At 70.5% G+C, this 16,638-nt stretch carries 15 protein-coding genes; 12 read left to right on the forward strand and 3 right to left on the reverse strand.

Annotation, left to right across the window (positions count from 1 at the left end):
* The first annotated feature begins 56 nt into the window (after positions 1-56).
* Genes LY12_RS19760 through LY12_RS19770 form a run of 3 tightly spaced genes read left to right on the forward strand, consistent with a single transcriptional unit; the run spans position 57 to position 2,305 of the window.
* On the forward strand, positions 57-1,079 hold the full coding sequence (locus LY12_RS19760; protein ID WP_253858806.1) for a DMT family transporter: 1,023 nt from the start codon (positions 57-59) through the stop codon (positions 1,077-1,079).
* 22 nt (positions 1,080-1,101) lie between these two features.
* Positions 1,102-1,953, forward strand: coding sequence for a bifunctional methylenetetrahydrofolate dehydrogenase/methenyltetrahydrofolate cyclohydrolase (locus LY12_RS19765; protein WP_253858807.1), 852 nt, complete (start codon positions 1,102-1,104; stop codon positions 1,951-1,953).
* A gap of 31 nt (positions 1,954-1,984) precedes the next feature.
* Complete coding sequence (locus tag LY12_RS19770) at positions 1,985-2,305, forward strand: DUF3017 domain-containing protein (protein WP_253858808.1); 321 nt, start codon at positions 1,985-1,987, stop codon at positions 2,303-2,305.
* A gap of 54 nt (positions 2,306-2,359) precedes the next feature.
* Here LY12_RS19770 and LY12_RS19775 read toward each other — a convergent pair whose 3' ends face one another.
* The 3 genes from LY12_RS19775 to LY12_RS19785 all read right to left on the reverse strand — a co-directional run bounded on the left by LY12_RS19775 (position 2,360) and on the right by LY12_RS19785 (position 5,216).
* Positions 2,360-3,571, reverse strand: a complete 1,212-nt coding sequence (locus LY12_RS19775; RefSeq protein ID WP_253858809.1) for an MFS transporter — start codon at positions 3,569-3,571, stop codon at positions 2,360-2,362.
* A gap of 507 nt (positions 3,572-4,078) precedes the next feature.
* The gene (locus tag LY12_RS19780; protein ID WP_253858810.1) at positions 4,079-4,279 is read right to left on the reverse strand and encodes a DUF1918 domain-containing protein; all 201 of its coding nucleotides are present in this window, start codon (positions 4,277-4,279) and stop codon (positions 4,079-4,081) included.
* Positions 4,280-4,352: 73 nt separating this feature from the next.
* Positions 4,353-5,216, reverse strand: a complete 864-nt coding sequence (locus LY12_RS19785; RefSeq protein WP_253858811.1) for a TIGR03560 family F420-dependent LLM class oxidoreductase — start codon at positions 5,214-5,216, stop codon at positions 4,353-4,355.
* Positions 5,217-5,564: 348 nt separating this feature from the next.
* Between LY12_RS19785 and LY12_RS19790 the strand changes: the two genes are divergently transcribed.
* From LY12_RS19790 to LY12_RS19830, 9 genes are all read left to right on the forward strand, one after another.
* Entirely contained in the window at positions 5,565-6,788 is a 1,224-nt protein-coding gene (locus tag LY12_RS19790; protein ID WP_253858812.1) for an NADP-dependent isocitrate dehydrogenase, read from the forward strand.
* Positions 6,789-6,963: 175 nt separating this feature from the next.
* Positions 6,964-7,284, forward strand: a complete 321-nt coding sequence (locus LY12_RS19795) for an SH3 domain-containing protein (RefSeq protein ID WP_253858813.1) — start codon at positions 6,964-6,966, stop codon at positions 7,282-7,284.
* A 235-nt stretch (positions 7,285-7,519) separates the two neighbouring features.
* Entirely contained in the window at positions 7,520-8,329 is an 810-nt protein-coding gene (locus LY12_RS19800; RefSeq protein ID WP_253858814.1) for an exodeoxyribonuclease III, read from the forward strand.
* Between the two features lie 81 nt (positions 8,330-8,410).
* Positions 8,411-9,274 (forward strand): nucleoside hydrolase, encoded by an 864-nt coding sequence (locus tag LY12_RS19805; protein ID WP_253858815.1) that lies wholly within the window; start codon positions 8,411-8,413, stop codon positions 9,272-9,274.
* Positions 9,275-9,581: 307 nt separating this feature from the next.
* Complete coding sequence (locus LY12_RS19810; protein ID WP_253858816.1) at positions 9,582-10,499, forward strand: peptidoglycan-binding protein; 918 nt, start codon at positions 9,582-9,584, stop codon at positions 10,497-10,499.
* 348 nt (positions 10,500-10,847) lie between these two features.
* On the forward strand, positions 10,848-11,279 hold the full coding sequence (locus LY12_RS19815; protein WP_253858817.1) for a hypothetical protein: 432 nt from the start codon (positions 10,848-10,850) through the stop codon (positions 11,277-11,279).
* Between the two features lie 95 nt (positions 11,280-11,374).
* Positions 11,375-13,906: a bifunctional FO biosynthesis protein CofGH gene (locus LY12_RS19820; protein ID WP_253858818.1), complete on the forward strand. Its 2,532-nt coding sequence runs from the start codon at positions 11,375-11,377 to the stop codon at positions 13,904-13,906.
* Positions 13,907-14,095: 189 nt separating this feature from the next.
* The gene (gene yhjD, locus LY12_RS19825) at positions 14,096-15,136 is read left to right on the forward strand and encodes an inner membrane protein YhjD (protein ID WP_253858819.1); all 1,041 of its coding nucleotides are present in this window, start codon (positions 14,096-14,098) and stop codon (positions 15,134-15,136) included.
* Between the two features lie 168 nt (positions 15,137-15,304).
* Complete coding sequence (locus LY12_RS19830) at positions 15,305-16,636, forward strand: MFS transporter (RefSeq protein ID WP_253858930.1); 1,332 nt, start codon at positions 15,305-15,307, stop codon at positions 16,634-16,636.
* The last annotated feature ends 2 nt before the right edge of the window (positions 16,637-16,638 follow it).

The following is a 16,638-nucleotide window of genomic DNA, read 5'->3' on the forward strand; positions in this document are numbered from 1 at the left end:
CACTCCGGTGGTGACACCCGCAGCGGGGACCCCGCGTGCGCGCACAATGGCGGGCGATGGCCACCGCCAGTGCGGGTCCGGCACCGGAACCCGCCACCTCGACCGCACCCACGCCCACCTCCGGCACCCGGCAGCTGTGGGGCGTGGTGCTCGCCGTATCCGCAGGACTCGGCATGTCCCTCCAGTCTCGCATCAACGGCCAGCTCGGCGCCGAACTCGGCGACTCCGCGCTCGCCGCCGTGTTCTCCTTCGGCGGTGGCCTCCTGCTGTTGCTGGGCTGGCTCGCCGTGTCGCGGCCGATGCGCACCGGAACGCGCGCCGCCGTGGCCGCGCTGCGCAGCGGCAGGCTCCGTCCCTGGCACTTCCTGGGAGGCATCGCGGGCGGCACGTATGTGCTGGGCCAATCACTCACCGTGTCGCTCATCGGCGTCGCGCTGTTCACCGTGGGCGTCGTGGCGGGGCAGACCGTCAGCGGCCTGTTCGTCGACCGGCTCGGACTGGGGCCGTCGGGCAAGGAACCCACCACGGTGCTGCGGGTGGCAGGAGCGCTGATGACCGTGGCAGCCGTCGCGGGTGCCGTGGCCGGGGACGTCGCGGGCGAGGCGGGCGCCGGGCGCATCGCCCTGTTGATCCTGCCGTTCGCGGCCGGTGCGGGCATGGCGGTGCAGCAGGCTTTCAACGGGCACGTGGGGGCCGCCGCGGGCAGCTCGCTCACGGCCGCGCTCGTCAACTTCACCACGGGCACGGTGATGCTGGTGCTCGCGTGGCTGGTCTCGCTCGCCCTGCACGGCCTCCCGGAGGGGCTGCCCGGCAACCCGGTGTTGTACCTCGGCGGGCTCGTCGGCATCGTGTTCATCGCCGTCGCCTCGTTCGTCGTGTCGTGGATCGGCGTGCTGCTGCTCGGACTGAGCACGGTGGCGGGACAGCTCGTCGGGTCGATGCTGCTCGACGCGTTCCTGCCGGCGGGAGGGAACGGGCTGACGACCTCGACGGTCGTCGCGTGCGGCGTGGCGCTGCTGGCCATCGGCGTCGCATCGCTCGGCGGGCGGAAACGTCCGGCCGGGCGGGAACACGGTTAGCGGGATTGGGAGACTGAACGACGTGACGGCGACGATTCTCGACGGCAAGGCCACCAAGGACGCCATCTTCGCGGAGCTGACCCCTCGGGTCGCCGCGCTCGCGGAGCGGGGCATCACGCCCGGCCTCGGGACGGTGCTGGTGGGGGACGACCCGGGCTCGCACTCGTATGTGAAGGCCAAGCACTCCGACAGCGCGAAGGTCGGTGTCAACTCGATCCGCAGGGATCTGCCGGAGGACACCACGCAGGTCGAGCTCGAGAAGGTCATCGACGAGCTGAACGCCGATCCGGCGTGCACCGGCTACATCGTCCAGCTGCCGCTGCCGGCACACCTCGACGAGAACGCGATCCTCGAGCGCATTCCCCCTGAGAAGGACGCCGACGGGCTCGCGCCGATCAGCCTCGGCAGGCTCGTGCTGGGCGAGCAGGGCGCACTGCCGTGCACGCCGCTCGGCATCATCGAGCTGCTGCGCCGGTACGACGTGCCCCTCAAGGGAGCCAACGTCACCGTGGTGGGCCGCGGGATCACCGTGGGCCGCACCATCGGGTTGCTGCTGACGCGCCGCAGCGAGAACGCCACCGTCACGTTGTGCCACACGGGCACGCGTGACCTGGCGAGCGAGGTCGGGCGCGCCGACATCGTCGTGGCGGCCGCCGGGTCGCCCGGCCTGATCACCCCGGACATGGTCAAGCCGGGTGCCGCGGTGCTCGACGTGGGCGTCTCACGGGTCGACGGCAAGCTCGCGGGCGATGTCGCACCGGGTGTCGACGAGGTCGCCGGATTCCTGTCGCCCAACCCCGGCGGGGTGGGCCCGATGACCCGCGCGATGCTCGTCTCCAACGTCGTCGAGGCCGCCGAGCGCGCGGCGGGCTGAGGCGTGAGGGCTGAGGCGTGAGGGCTGAGGCGTGACCGCCCCCGACCACTCCGGGCGCGGCACCGGCGACGGGGCCGGCCGTCGGGCGTGGCTCGTGCACGTGCCGTTGGCCGCGGTGCTGTTGCTCGTGGCCATCGGCGGGATCCGGATCGGCCAGTACCACTGGCGCCAGGGAACCGCGTTGATCGGCGGGGCCCTGCTGGTCGCCGCCGTGCTGCGGGTCGTGCTCTCGGACGCGCAGGCCGGTCTCCTCGCGATCCGCGGTCGCGTGGTCGACGTGCTCTGTTACGTCGCACTCGGCGGGCTCATCGTCTTCGACGCCCTGACGATCACGGGCGGTCCGTTCGGCTGACCCGCCGGGCACGCGGAGCGCACCCGGCGGGTCGACCGGACGTCGACGCCGGAGTCACACCAGCGCGGGTTCCTCGGCCGGTGCGGATTCCTCGGTGCGTGCGGCACCGAGGGAGGTGGCCTTCTCCCGCCGTTCGGTGACCGCGGCCACGACGGCCAGGCTCAGCCCGAGTGCCGCCAGCACCGCGCCGACCAGGTTGGGGGAGACCAGGCCGAGTCCGCCCGCGATGACGAGGCCGCCCAGGTAGGCGCCGATCGAGTTGGCGATGTTGAACGCCGACTGGATCGCCGCCGACACCAGGGACGGGCTGCCGCCCGCCTTCTCCATCACGCGGGCCTGCAGGATCGGGCCGACCATGAACGAGGTCACGCCCACGAGGAAGATCGTGATCGTCGCGCCGACCTTGCTGCCTGCGGTGACGGTGAACATCGCCAGCACGACGGCCAGGCTCGCCAGCGCACCGCACAGCGCGGGCGTCGGATTGCGGTCGGCGAGGCGCCCGCCGAGGAAGTTACCCAGCGTCATGCCGACACCGGCCAGCGACAGGAGCAGTGTCACGGTCGCGGGGTCGAATCCGGCGACGTCGGTCATCATCGGCGTCACGTAGCTCAGGCAGGCGAAGCCGCCGCCCATGCCGAACGTGACGATCGCCAGCGCCAGCCACACCTGCGGCTTGCGGAAGGCGGCCACCTCGCCGCGCAGCGACGCACCCGCGGGCGCGCCCTGGTACGGCACCAGCCGCATCACGGCGACCAGTGCGACGACGCCGATCAGTGCGACGACGGCGAACGTCGCGCGCCAGCCGAACTGCTGGCCGAGCAGGGTTCCGAGCGGCACACCGACGACGTTCGCGAGCGTCAGGCCCATGAACATCATCGACACGGCCTTGGCCTTGGCGCCGCGGTCGACGAGGCTGGCGGCGACGACGGCCCCCGCGCCGAAGAACGCGCCGTGCGGCAGGCCTGCGACGAACCGGAACAGCACGCCCAGCTCGTGGTTGGGGGACAGGACGAACAGGGTGTTGCCGGCGATGAACAGGCCCATCATCGCCATGAGCATCGTCTTACGGGGGAGCCGCACGGCGACGGCGGTGAGCAGGGGAGCACCCACCACGACGCCGAGGGCATACGCGGAGATCAAGTGGCCGGCGGCGGGGATCGACACCCCGAAATCGGCGGCGGCCTGCGGCAGCACGCCCATCATGACGAATTCGGTCGTTCCGATGCCGAAGGCACCGATGGCCAGCGCGAGCAGCGCGACGGGCACGGTTCTCCTCTCGGGGAGCGGGTCGGGTCGGGGCAGCCCGGTGGTGGTCGTCGCTGATCGGGGGCCGGGCTTACGCCCACGCGGTGACGTTCACCGGCGCGCGGGCGGGGCGGGGTGACGGGACTCGATCGTTCGGTTCGACGGCTCGGGAGGCCTGATCGACTGGATCGTTCAAGTGACGTCGCAAAAAAAGAACAGTCGGCCGCGGGCCATCGCGGATAACTGCTCTGTACTCAAGTGTGAACGAATCGGTGTCCGGCTGTCATCCCGGCGCTGTACCTACGGTCGGTGACGATCGCCACGGCGCGGGGTGGTAACGCGTGCGGGCCCGCCGCGTGCCTCGCGACCGGTGCCGTTCCGCGCCCGTGCGCAGGGCTGTTGCCACGCGGCCGACCCTGCGCACGAGTGCCCTGCATACGACGGGCCCTGCATACGACGGGCCCTGCATACGACGGGCCCTGCACACGGGTGGGGCGGGAGCGTCGGCCGTCGTTCGACGGCGCCCGGTCACCCCGGCTGCTGCGTGTGGGTGTCCTCGACCTCGCAGTCCGGACCGGGGAAGACGAGCCGTTCGTGACCGTCGGTGAAGCGCACCAGATAGGGCGGAGTGCCCGCATCGCCGCGGACCTCGACGATCTCGCCCAGTCGTTCGGGCTCGCCCACGACCCGGCCGTGCACGCGGATCCGGTCGCCGACTACTGCCTGCATGAGGTTCACCTCCGCTGAGTGCGGTTGCCGGTGCAGCCCAGCGTAGGAGCGGCAGCACCGCTCGGCCAATCGATCACGCCGGGTCGCCGGGCGGCTGGGTGACCAGTGGTGCCGCGGCCTCGGCCAGCTGGTCGAGATATCCGGCGGGCACGTGGTGCGGCAGGTTGAACACCACCAGGTCGAGGCCTGCATCGCGGTAGGCGGCGGCCTCCTCGACGGCCGGTCCGATGCCGGTCTCGGCGTGTACCCGGACGTTCACCGACCGGGTGATCTCCGCCGGGTCGCGGCCGACGTCGGCGCAGTGGGCGAGCAGCACGTCGTCGAGTTCGCGCCAGTGCTGCGGCGACCGGGCGCCGGCGTGCCACTGCCCGGCCCACCGCGCGGCCGCCCGCAGGGTGCGTTTCGGGCCGGTGCCGCCGATCACGATCGGCGGGTGCGGCCGCTGCACGGGCTTCGGTTCGCAGCGCGCGCCGGTCAGCTGCACATGCCTGCCCGCGAAGTCGGTGACCTCCTGCGACAGCAGCCCGATGACCGCCTGCACGCCCTCGTCGAACAGGTCGAATCGCTCGCGCAGCGGTGGCAGTTCGATGCCGTAGGCCTCGCACTCCTGGCGCATCCACCCGGCGCCCAGGCCGATCTCCAATCGGCCGCCGGAGATGACGTCGGTCGTGGCGGCCATGTTCGCCAGCACCGCGGGGTGGCGGTAGATCATGCCCGTGACCTGGCAGCCGAGGCGGATCCGGCGGGTGGCCTGCGCCATGGCGGCGAGCATCGTCCACGCCTCGTAGTTCGGCGCGGTCAGGTCGCCGGAGAGCGGGTAGAAGTGGTCCCAGTTCCACGCCGATTCGAACAGCTCGATGTCGTCGGCGGCCCGCCAGGTGTCGAGCAGCTCCGGCCACGGCGTGTGCTCGGGTTTGGTCTTGATTCCCAGTCGCATGGCTGTCAGTCCTAGCCGGTCCTGTCGCGGCACCGTCGCCGGGTGTCGTCGGCAGGGTCTCGTGGGCGGGTGTTGTGGGCGCGCTGTCGTGGGGCGTGGTCGATCCCACGTGATCGATTCTGCCGATGTCTGCACTCGGGTGCTCAGGGCACGTAGATTGCGTGGTGAGCTGCGATTTGTCGGCGTCGCTGTGGTCCCGGGGCGTACTCGCCAGTAACCAGGGGGCGCCGGGCCGGTGTCCATTCAGCAGTACGCTTGTACCGCTACGCAACGGCTAATGCGCAGCGGTATCAGGCGAACACGAACGCGAGATCCGCGACGCGAAAGCGAGAGGAGCGCCGCCAGCTCATGGCCAAGATCAAGGTCGAGGGCACCGTCGTCGAACTCGACGGCGACGAGATGACCCGCATCATCTGGCAGTTCATCAAGGACAAACTGATCCACCCGTATCTCGACGTGAACCTCGAGTACTACGACCTGGGGATCGAGGAGCGCGACCGGACCGACGACCAGATCACGGTCGACGCGGCGAACGCCATCAACAAGCACGGCGTCGGCGTCAAGTGCGCCACGATCACGCCGGACGAGGCCCGCGTCGAGGAATTCGGCCTGAAGAAGATGTGGCGGAGCCCGAACGGCACGATCCGCAACATCCTCGGCGGCGTCATCTTCCGCGAGCCGATCGTCATCCAGAACGTCCCGCGGCTGGTGCCGGGCTGGACGAAGCCGGTCATCGTCGGCCGTCACGCCCACGGTGACCAGTACAAGGCCACGGACTTCAAGGTCCCCGGCCCCGGCACGGTCACGATGACCTACACGCCCGAGGACGGCTCCGAGCCGATGGAGTTCGAGGTGGCGAACTTCCCCGAGGGCGGCGGCGTCGCGATGGGTATGTACAACTACCGCAAGTCCATCGAGGACTTCGCGCGTGCCTCGCTGCAGTACGGCCTCGACCGCGGGTTCCCGGTCTACATGTCGACCAAGAACACGATCCTCAAGGCCTACGACGGCATGTTCAAGGACACCTTCGAGGAGATCTACGAGAAGGAGTTCAAGGCCGACTTCGAGGCGAAGGGCCTGACCTACGAGCACCGGCTGATCGACGACATGGTCGCCGCGTCGCTCAAGTGGGACGGCGGCTACGTCTGGGCCTGCAAGAACTACGACGGTGACGTGCAGTCCGACACGGTCGCGCAGGGTTACGGCTCGCTCGGCCTGATGACGTCGGTGCTGCGCAGCCCGGACGGCCGCACCGTCGAGGCCGAGGCCGCGCACGGCACGGTGACCCGGCACTACCGCCAGCACCAGCAGGGCAAGGCCACGTCGACGAACCCGATCGCGTCGATCTTCGCCTGGACCCGTGGCCTCGAGCACCGTGGCCAGCTGGACGGCAACTCCGAGCTGATCGGCTTCGCCAACAAGCTCGAGCAGGTCGTCATCGAGTCCGTCGAGAGCGGCAAGATGACCAAGGACCTCGCGCTGCTGGTCGGCGGCGACACGCCGTTCCAGACCACCGAGGAGTTCCTGGCGACCCTGGACGAGAACCTCCAGAAGAAGATGGCTCAGGGCTGAGAGCGGCCGTTTCGCTCCCACGGGCCCCGGCAGGACGACCTCCTGCCGGGGCCCGTCGCTGTGCGTGGCCGGTGTTCGCCGAGCCGAGTGGTTGCTGCTTCCGGGGCTTACGGGGCGGGAAACGCGGGCCGTACCCTCCGGGCGAGTGCATGTCGGGAACGGATAAGGAGCACTCGTGATACTCGGGATTCCGAAGCGGACGCTGCTCATCTTCGTCGCGTTGATCGCCGTGATCGTGCTGTACGCGGTGACCGGGGGTGAGCTGAGCTCGGAGGCCGAGGGGTCCAACGGTGGTGACGGCTGCACCATGACGGTCGACGCCGACGTGCTGAACGTGCGGTCGGGACCGTCCACCGGTGACGAGGTCGTCGGTTCCCTCGAACAGGACGCCGAGACGGACGCCACGACGGAGGTGCGCGACGGGTTCCGCAAGCTCGCCGACGGCGAGTGGGCGGCGGAGGACTTCCTCGAACCCGTCGACGGCGCCTCCTGCTGACACCGCAACTGAGCGGTTCCAGTGCCCCCAAGGGCACCTTGGTCGCATTCAACGCGCCACATCTTCCCCTCGCGGTCACACCGTTCGGGCGCATGTGTCGAGCACCGCCACGCGGAGCGTGTCCGTGTGGGTGGTGGTGGGAGACGGGTGGGCGCCCCCACAGCTGTGCCCTTCCCTTCACGGCGCCGCCGTTCCGGGCGCGGAATCGTCGGGGCGGGCGGATAGCCTGGGGTGCGTGTTCACCGTTTCCACCGTCAACGTCAACGGCATCCGCGCGGCCGCGAAGAAGGGCTTCACCGAGTGGTTCGGGCAGACGCCCGCGGACGTGGTGGCCTGCCAGGAGGTGCGCGCCGACCTCGACGCCATCCCGAAGGCACTCGTCGATCCCGAGGGCTGGCACGCGGCGCACGCCGTGTCCGAAGTGAAGGGGCGCAACGGCGCGACGCTCTACAGCCGGTCCGAACCGGAGGCCACGCGTATCGGATTCGGCGAGGCCGAGTTCGAGGCGAGCGGGCGGTACGTCGAGATGGAGCTGCCCGGCGTCGTCGTGGCGAGTCTGTACCTGCCGAGCGGCGAGGTCGACACGCCGCGGCAGGACGAGAAGGAGCGGTTCCTCGACGCTTTCCTGCCGTACCTGGTCGAACTGCGCGAGAAGGCGGCCGCCGACGGGCGTGAGGTCGTCGTGATGGGTGACTGGAACATCGCGCACGCCGAGATCGACCTGAAGAACTGGAAGGGCAACCGGAAGAACTCGGGTTTCCTGCCGAACGAGCGCGAGTGGATGAGCCGCGTGTTCGGCGAGGCGGGCTACGTCGACGTGCAGCGCAGGCTCGACCCGGAGGGCCCCGGCCCGTACACGTGGTGGTCCTACCGAGGCAAGGCGTTCGACAACGACGCGGGGTGGCGGATCGACTACGTCGCCGCGACGCCGGGACTGGCCGAGACGTGCACCTCGGTGGTCGTGGAGCGGGCACCGACGTACGACCAGCGCTGGTCCGACCACGCCCCGGTGACGGCGACCTTCGACTGGTCGCCGTCGGTCTGAGCACCGCTGCATGCTTCCGCGCTGCGGCGGCGTGATCGATCCCGTTTCCGTCCACCGTCGTGACGGCTAGGGTCGGCGCGGTTGTCCGCCGGTTCCGGAGGTTCGCTGGTGCGCAGGCTGATCATGGACGTGGACACGGGGACGGACGATGCCGTCGCGCTCATGTTCGCGGCGCTCCGTCCGGACCTCGAGCTCATCGGCGTGACCACCGTCAACGGCAACGTGCCGCTCGCTGCCACGACCGACAACACGCTGCGCGTCCTGGACTGGATCGGCTGTGCCGGGGTACCCGTCCATCCCGGGTTGGCGCGGCCGATCGTGCGGCCCGACTTTCCCTCGGCCCGGCATTTTGACTCCGGTGGTGCGGATGACCCGCACGGGACGGCGCTCGACATCCCGGAGCCGAGCAGTCGAGCGCAGGCGCAGGGCGCGGTCGGGTACCTGATCGAGACGCTGCGTAAGGCGGTCGAACCGGTCACGCTCGTCGCCGTCGGGCCGCTCAGCAACATCGCGGCCGCGCTCGCCCTCGACCCCGGACTGGCCGGCCCGGTGGACGAGATCGTGATCATGGGAGGCGGCCACGCCACGGCGAACGTGACGGCGTCGGCAGAGTTCAACATCTGGGCCGACCCGGAAGCTGCCGCGATGGTCCTGACGGCGGGATTCCCGACGCTGACGCTGATGACGCTCGACGCCACACATCGTGCGGTCGTTACCCGGGAGGCGTGCCGCGAGCTCGCCGGGCTCGGCACCTCCGCGGGCACGGCGGCGGCCCGGTTCATCGGACGGCGCATCGACGCCTACTTCGGTGGCACGGGCGACGACGCGGCGCCGGTGCACGACGTCGTCTGCACCGCCTATCTGGTCCGCCCGACGTGGTCCGGACAAGTCCGCTCCCGGTCACCGTCGAAACGGTCGGTACCACGACCGTGGGCCGCACCGTGATCGACACCCGGCCCGGCGCGCCCGAGCCGGCGAACGCGCACGTGGCACTCGACGCGAACGCCGAGGTGCTGAGCGGGCTGTTGAGGGACACGTTCGCCCGGACGTTCTGACGCGGCGACGTTGCGCCTTCCCTACGAACGGAGGTCACCGAGGACCGTGGCGACTTCCGTCGGTACTCTCCGTGTACTCCCGGTGCTTCACTCGGCTGGCAAACGGGTGACATCACCACTCGGTGTCGCCGTCGCCTCATGGCACGACGATGGAAGGAAGCACCGTGAAGAACCCCAGGCCCGTCACACGCCGTTCCATGCTCCGGGGAACCGCAGCCGTCGGTATGGCCGCTGCCGCCGCCGTCCTGATGCCGACCTCCGCACACGCCGGGACGATGGTCGAGATCCAGAAGTCGCTCAAGGGGCTCTACTACTACCGCGGCGTGATCGACGGCTACGGCGGCCCGATGACGACCGGCGCGGTCAAGGAGTTCCAGTCGGATCGCAGTCTCGTGGTCGACGGTTACGCGGGTCCGGTCACGCAGGGTGAGCTCGATGAGGTCGTCAAGGCCGTGCAGTCCGCTGTCGGCGTCGTCACCGATGGTGACTACGGCCCCGTCACCCAGTCGGCCGTCGAACGGTTCCAGAGTTCGCACGGCCTCACGGTCGACGGCTACGCGGGCGCGAAGACCATGGCCGCGCTCGGTGTCAGCCGCACGAAGGGCTCGAACCCCGACCCTGACCCCGACCCCGGCGGTTCGGGCGAGCTCGTCGTCATCAACCAGATGGACACCGGCCCCATGAGCGACGAGAACTGCGGCCCGACCTCAGCCGTCATCACGCTGTACGCGCTGGGCCGGCCGCCGTCGGGCTCGCACAAGGAGGCTGTGATGAACATGCGTGAGGCGTGTCGGATCCCGGCCGGCACGTGGGGTTCCGACGTCAGCCACCTCATCCAGGGGCTCGGCGCGTACGACACGGACGCGCGGAAGGTGGACTACGCCAGCGCGCTCGCCGCCGCGGCCGACGGGAAACCCGTGATCCTCAACGTGAACCACGGGGTCCTGCTGGGCGGTGCGCCGAGCTACGGGCACTACGTCGTCGCGCGGGGCACCAATTCGGCGGGCGAGTTCTACGTGTCGGATCCCGGGCGCGCCAGCCTCGGGATCAAGGGCTACAGCCGCAGCCGTCTCGAGGCGGCCGCGCGCTACAACCGCGGCATCATCGTGGGCTGATCCATCGGGATCGCGCGGTTCACCGGCCCCTGGTTCGGACGAGTGGTGTCCGTGCCGGGGCCGGCCCTTCGGGGTTGACGCCACGGTGTTGGCGCCACGGTCGCCCGGATGTCGCAACCCGGTGCGCCGGGTGCCGCTCGTCACCGGCACCGGCCGGCGACGGTTGCTGCTCTCGGCGGGTTTTACACAACAGCCACGGACCCCGTGCGTATGTTGGTCCGTGCGGGTCGCTAGTCTCACCCGCGTCGTGGCGCCAACGGGGCGCTTTCAACACTGTCGGTAGTCTCGTCGTCGCCGACTTCACCTTGCGGGGTGAAGGGCGGTGCGGCTGATGCAGGAGGACGTGCGGTGGGCAGTTCGGACCCGGATCCGGCTCATCCGAAGCGCTCGGCACGCGTGCCGAGCGTGGTCGTGACCGTGCTGACGACGCTCGGTGCAGTGACTCTCACGAGTGCCCCCGCGGCGGCGGCCCCGGCGAGCGAAACGGTGGCCCAGCCGGCCCCGAACGCGATGACCTTGGGAGTGCTCGGCCCCGTCGGGCTGGCCGCGATCGTGCTCGGCGTCATCGGCATGGTCGCCGGCGTCATCCGCCAGCGGCGCAAGAAGGCCCGCGAGCTGTCCGCCGGATCCGGCCCGGCCGGCACCACGCAGGTCGCGCCCGGGTCGGCCGCCGCCGAGGTCGCGACCGTCACCTCTGACGACGTCGCGCCCGCTCCGGTCCGGCCTCCCGGTCCTCGCGCCGCGGCGGACTCCGCCAGGGCAGGCGTCACGGTCGACTGACCGCCGAACAGGGCACGTTACCCGCGTTCGTGCTCCGGCCGGGTGTGAGTTCTCAGTCTTAGCGTCACGGTGGTCCGGCGAATACTGTCGGGAGCATGGCTCGCCAGATCTCGCTTCCGCCGCCCGAACCCGCACCGTCGTCGTCGGCCATGCGCCGCGCCCTGAAACGGGCCGCCGACGGTTCCTCGCTCGACGTCACCGAGTCGGCCGTCCTGCTGCACGCCCGCGGTGACGACCTGAACGCGCTGCTGGACATCGCGAGCCGCGTACGTGAGGCCCATCTGGCCGACCAGGGCAGAACCGGTGTCGTCACCTACAGTCGCAAGGTCTTCATCCCGCTCACGCACCTGTGCCGGGACCGGTGCCACTACTGCACGTTCGTCACGGTGCCCGGCAAGGCGGAGTCGATCTACCTGGAACGGGACGAGGTGCTCGACATCGCCCGCGCCGGTGCCGCCGCCGGATGCAAGGAGGCGCTGTTCACGCTCGGCGACCGGCCCGAGGAGCGGTGGCCGGAGGCCCGGCAGTGGCTCGACGAACGCGGCTACGACTCCACATTGGACTACGTGCGGTCGTGCGCGATCGCCGTGCTGGAGGAGACGGGCCTGCTGCCTCATCTGAACCCCGGCGTCATGAGCTGGGAGGAGCTGCAACGCCTGAAGCCCGTGGCGCCGAGCATGGGCATGATGCTGGAGACCACCGCCGAACGACTGTGGTCGGAGAAGGGCGGTCCGCACTACGGCAGCCCCGACAAGGAACCGGCCGTGCGGCTGCGTGTGCTCGACGACGCGGGCCGTGTCGGTGTTCCGTTCACGACGGGGATCCTCGTGGGTATCGGCGAGACGATCACCGAACGCGCCGAGTCGCTCCACGAGATCCGCAAGCGGGCACGGCAATACCGCAACGTGCAGGAGATCATCGTCCAGAACTTCCGGTCCAAACCGGACACCGCGATGCGTTCCCACGAGGACGCCGACCTGGCCGACCTCGCCGCGACGGTCGCCGTCGCACGTCTGCTGATGCCGCCGGGGGTCAGCGTGCAGGCCCCGCCGAACCTCGTCGGCGACGAGCACTCGCTCATCCTGCGCGCGGGCATCGACGACTGGGGTGGCGTCTCGCCGGTCACGCCCGATCACGTCAACCCCGAGGCGCCGTGGCCGCAGATCGACGAGCTCGCCCGATGGACCGCCGACGCCGGATTCGACCTGCGAGAGCGGTTGACGGCGTATCCGAAGTACGTCCGGGACGCGGAGAAGTGGATCGACATCCGGCTGCACGGCCACGTCCACGCACTATCCACTAAGGACGGTCTCGCTGACGAGTCCGCGGAGGTCGCCGGCCGCGAATGGCAGGAACCCGACGGCGGCCTCGACACCACGGGGCGCGCCGACCTGAACGCCACCATCGACACCGAGGGGCGCACCTCCGACCGGCGCGGCGACTTCGACAGCGTCTACGGCGACTGGGACGCCCTGCGCGACAGTGTCCACAACGGACCGCAGCGGCTGGACACCGAGGCGCGTGAGGGACTCCGGCTGGCCGAGCAGAACCCGGCCGCGCTGCTCGACGAGTCCAACGCCGAGGCGGCCATGGCACTGCTCACCGCCGACGGGCCCGCGCTCGAGACGATGACGCGGCTCGCCGACGACCTGCGAGCCGACGTCGTGGGCGACGACATCACCTACGTCGTCAACCGCAACATCAACTTCTCCAACGTCTGCTATGTCGGCTGCCGGTTCTGCGCGTTCGCCCAGCGGGAGCGGGACGCCGACGCCTTCAGGCTGTCCACCGACGAGGTGGCCGCTCGTGCGGTCGAAGCGTCCGAGGCTGGCGCCACCGAGGTGTGCATGCAGGGTGGCATCGATCCGAAACTGCCCGTCAGCTATTACGCCGACATCGTGCGCGCGATCAAGAAGGCCGTGCCGGACATGCACGTCCACGCGTTCTCGCCGATGGAGGTCGTGTCTGCGGCGTCGAAGGCGGGCGTGAGCATCCAGGAGTGGCTCACCGAACTGCGCGACGCCGGACTCGACTCGATTCCCGGCACGGCCGCCGAGATCCTCGACGACGACGTCCGCTGGGTGCTCACCAAGGGCAAGCTGCCTGCCAAGACGTGGATCGACGTCGTGACGACCGCGCACCGCGTGGGCATCCCGTCGTCGAGCACGATGATGTACGGCCACGTCGACCACCCTGGCCACTGGCTCGGCCACCTGCGCGTCCTCGGCGGTGTCGCACGGGAGACCGGCGGGTTCACCGAGTTCGTCGCGCTGCCGTTCGTGCACCACAACGCGCCGATCTACCTCGCGGGCGTGGCGCGCCCCGGCCCGACGATGCGGGACAACCGGGCCGTCCACGCCTTCGCGCGGCTGGCACTGCACGGGTTGATCGACAACGTGCAGTGCTCCTGGGTGAAGCTCGGCGACGATGGGACGGCACAGATCCTGCGCGGCGGCGCCAACGACATCGGCGGCACGCTCATGGAGGAGACCATCTCGCGGATGGCCGGTTCGGAGCACGGCTCCTCGCGCACCGCCGACGAACTTGGCAAGCTCGCCGAGCTGGCGGGCCGCCCGGCCAGGCAGCGCGGCACGACCTACGGCCGCACCCTGCAGCCCGCCGTGTAGGCCGCCGCGCCCGTTGAACGCCCCCAGGGGCACCCTGGTTGCACTCAGCGCAACCAGGGTGCCCCTGGGGGCCTGCTGCTCGGGTGCCCTGGTGCCCTGGGATGGACGAGCAGGTCACGGCAGGGCGCCGGTGTGCACCGCCCGGGTGGGTGGTGCACACCGACGGTGTGCGCGTCGGTTTGCACCCGTATGTCTCCCGCCGTTAGCTTCCTGCGCGTGACAGAGCAGAAGGCGGAAAAAGAGGGGCTCCTGCCGCGGATGCGGCGCAAGTATCCGTGGCTGGACCACGTGGTCAGAGCGGGCGACGCCTTCACCGAGCGGCACGGCAACCACTACGCCGCCGCGATCACCTACTTCTCGGTGTTGTCGCTGTTCCCGCTGCTGATGGTCGCCTTCTCCGTCGCGGGCTTCGTGCTGGCGGGCAACCAGGAGCTGATGAACGAGCTGAAGGACGGCATCGTCACGTCGGCTCCCGAGGGACTGCGGGGGTTCCTGGAAGAGATCGTCGAGTCGGTCACCGAGGCTCGCGCCGGACTCGGTGTGGTCGGTCTGCTCGGTGCGCTGTACTCGGGGCTCGGCTGGATGGGTAACCTCCGGGACGCGCTCACCGCGCAGTGGGCGCAGGAGCCGGCGAAGAAGCCGTTCCTGTCCACGAAGCTGAAGGACCTGCTGGCGCTGGTCGGCCTCGGCGCGGCGCTCGTGCTGTCGTTCGGCCTCACAGCGGTCGGCGGTGCCGCGGGAGCGTGGCTGCTCGGCCTGGTCGGACTCGACGACTACGTGTGGGCCCAGTACGCGCTGCGTGCAGCGACGGTCGTGCTCTCGCTCACCGCGAACGTCCTCGTGTTCACCTGGGTGATCTCCCAGCTTCCGCGGGACAAGGTCAACCCGCGCAGCGCGGTGAAGGGTGCCGTTCTGGCGGCGCTCGGATTCGAACTGCTCAAGAACGTGGGGTCGTTCTACCTCGCCAGCGTGACGAGCTCGCCCAGCGGCGCCCTGTTCGGCCCGATCATCGGTCTGCTCGTGTTCGCCAACCTGGTCTCGCGCTTCCTGCTGTTCGTTACCGCCTGGACCGCGACCGCGCGGGAGAACCAGGTCCGCGTCGTCGAGCCGCCGCCGGCGACCATCGTCCGCCCGAGCGTCACCGTCCGCCGGGGCGCCGGCGTGGGTACGGCCGCGGGAGCGTTCGGCGTCGGCGCGTTGCTCGGCTGGCTCGGCCGCAAACGGCACTGACGCCTGCCCGCGGCTGGGGCCGGCGCGACCGGGGGCCGTTTCCCGCGAAGGTCACTAGGCTCGCTCCGGAAGGAGTGTGCAGTGACCAATCGAGCCCCGGGAACCGGTTCCGATGACGCCTCCGGCGCCACTTCCGACGACATCTCGGATACCGCCGGTGAACCCGGCATCGCCGCCGACGACCCCTCGGGTCCGGCCCGCCTGCCCCGCGAGGTGTACGTCCTCGTCGGTGCGAGCTTCCTCATCGCGATCGGCTACGGCATCATCGGGCCTGCCCTGCCGAACTTCGCCCACAGCTTCGACGTCGGCCTGACCGCCGCCTCGTTCGTGGTCAGCGCGTTCGCCCTGGTACGGCTGCTGTTCGCGCCCGTGAGTGGGCGGCTGGTGACCCGGTTCGGCGAGCGGCCGACGTACCTGTGGGGCGTGTCGATCGTGGCCGCCTCGACGATCCTGTGCGCCTTCGCCGCCGAGTACTGGCAGCTGCTGCTGTTCCGCGCGATCGGCGGCGTCGGCTCGACGATGTTCACGGTGTCGGCGATCGGCCTGCTCATCCGCATCTCCCCGCCGCAGCTGCGCGGCCGCGCGTCGGGACTGTGGGGCACGAGCTTCCTGCTCGGCGGCGTCGCGGGTCCCGTGCTGGGCAGCGGGCTCGTCGCGGTGTCGCTGCGCGCACCGTTCCTCGTGTACGGCGTGGCGCTCGTGGCGGCGACCGTGCTCGTGTACTGGCAGTTGCGCCGTTCCGACCTGGCCTCTCGTGCCGACGAGGACGAAGCGCCGACGATGACGTTCCGCGAGGCGCTGCGCCACCCCACTTACCGGGCCGCGCTCACGTCCAACCTCACCAACGGCTGGGTCGTGCTCGGCGTGCGCATGTCGCTGATCCCGCTGTTCGTCGAGGCCGTACTGGACAAGGACGAGACGTTCGCCGGGCTGGCGCTCGCCCTGTTCGCCGGGGCCAACGCGCTCGTACTGCTCGGCTCGGGCCGGTTCGCCGACACCCACGGCCGCAAGCCGCCCGCACTCGCCGGGCTGGCCTTGCTCGCCGTCGGCGCCGTGTCGCTCGGCCTCACCGACAACACGTGGCTGTTCCTCGCCGCCACCGTGGTGACGGGCATCGGCTCGGGATGCCTCAACCCGTCGCAGAACGCGGCCCTCGCCGACGTTCTCGGCGCGAAGGCACGCGGCGGTTCCGTGCTCGCCGGGTTCCAGATGGCTGCCGACGTCGGCGCGGTGGTCGGCCCACTTGCCGCAGGCGCGATCGCCGAGCAGTGGTCGTTCACCGCCGCGTTCGCGGTCACCGGGGTCATCGCCGCGGGCGGGTTCGTGCTGTGGCTGCTGGCCAGGGAGACGCTGCCGTCGAAGGCCGACCCGGCCGGGACGGGCCCCGCCGAGAACGCCGCCGACGAGGCCGGCCCCGCCGGGAGTCCCGCCACCGGTACCGGCTCCGCCGGGAGTCCCGCCGCAGCGACCAGGTCGGCCGACGGCACGGCGGGTGACTGACG

It is taken from the genome of Prauserella alba (genome assembly GCF_024171735.1).
In the GTDB taxonomy this organism is placed as follows: domain Bacteria; phylum Actinomycetota; class Actinomycetes; order Mycobacteriales; family Pseudonocardiaceae; genus Prauserella; species Prauserella alba.

Excerpts from the sequence above, each read along its gene's own strand:
- LY12_RS19760 (WP_253858806.1), top strand. The coding sequence starts at position 57 with ATGGCCACCGCCAGTGCGGGTCCGGCACCGGAACCCGCCACCTCGACC.
- LY12_RS19780 (WP_253858810.1), bottom strand. The coding sequence starts at position 4,279 with ATGCAGGCAGTAGTCGGCGACCGGATCCGCGTGCACGGCCGGGTCGTG.
- LY12_RS19785 (WP_253858811.1), bottom strand. The coding sequence starts at position 5,216 with ATGCGACTGGGAATCAAGACCAAACCCGAGCACACGCCGTGGCCGGAG.
- LY12_RS19790 (WP_253858812.1), top strand. The coding sequence starts at position 5,565 with ATGGCCAAGATCAAGGTCGAGGGCACCGTCGTCGAACTCGACGGCGAC.
- LY12_RS19810 (WP_253858816.1), top strand. The coding sequence starts at position 9,582 with ATGCTCCGGGGAACCGCAGCCGTCGGTATGGCCGCTGCCGCCGCCGTC.
- LY12_RS19820 (WP_253858818.1), top strand. The coding sequence starts at position 11,375 with ATGGCTCGCCAGATCTCGCTTCCGCCGCCCGAACCCGCACCGTCGTCG.
- yhjD (WP_253858819.1), top strand. The coding sequence starts at position 14,096 with ATGTCTCCCGCCGTTAGCTTCCTGCGCGTGACAGAGCAGAAGGCGGAA.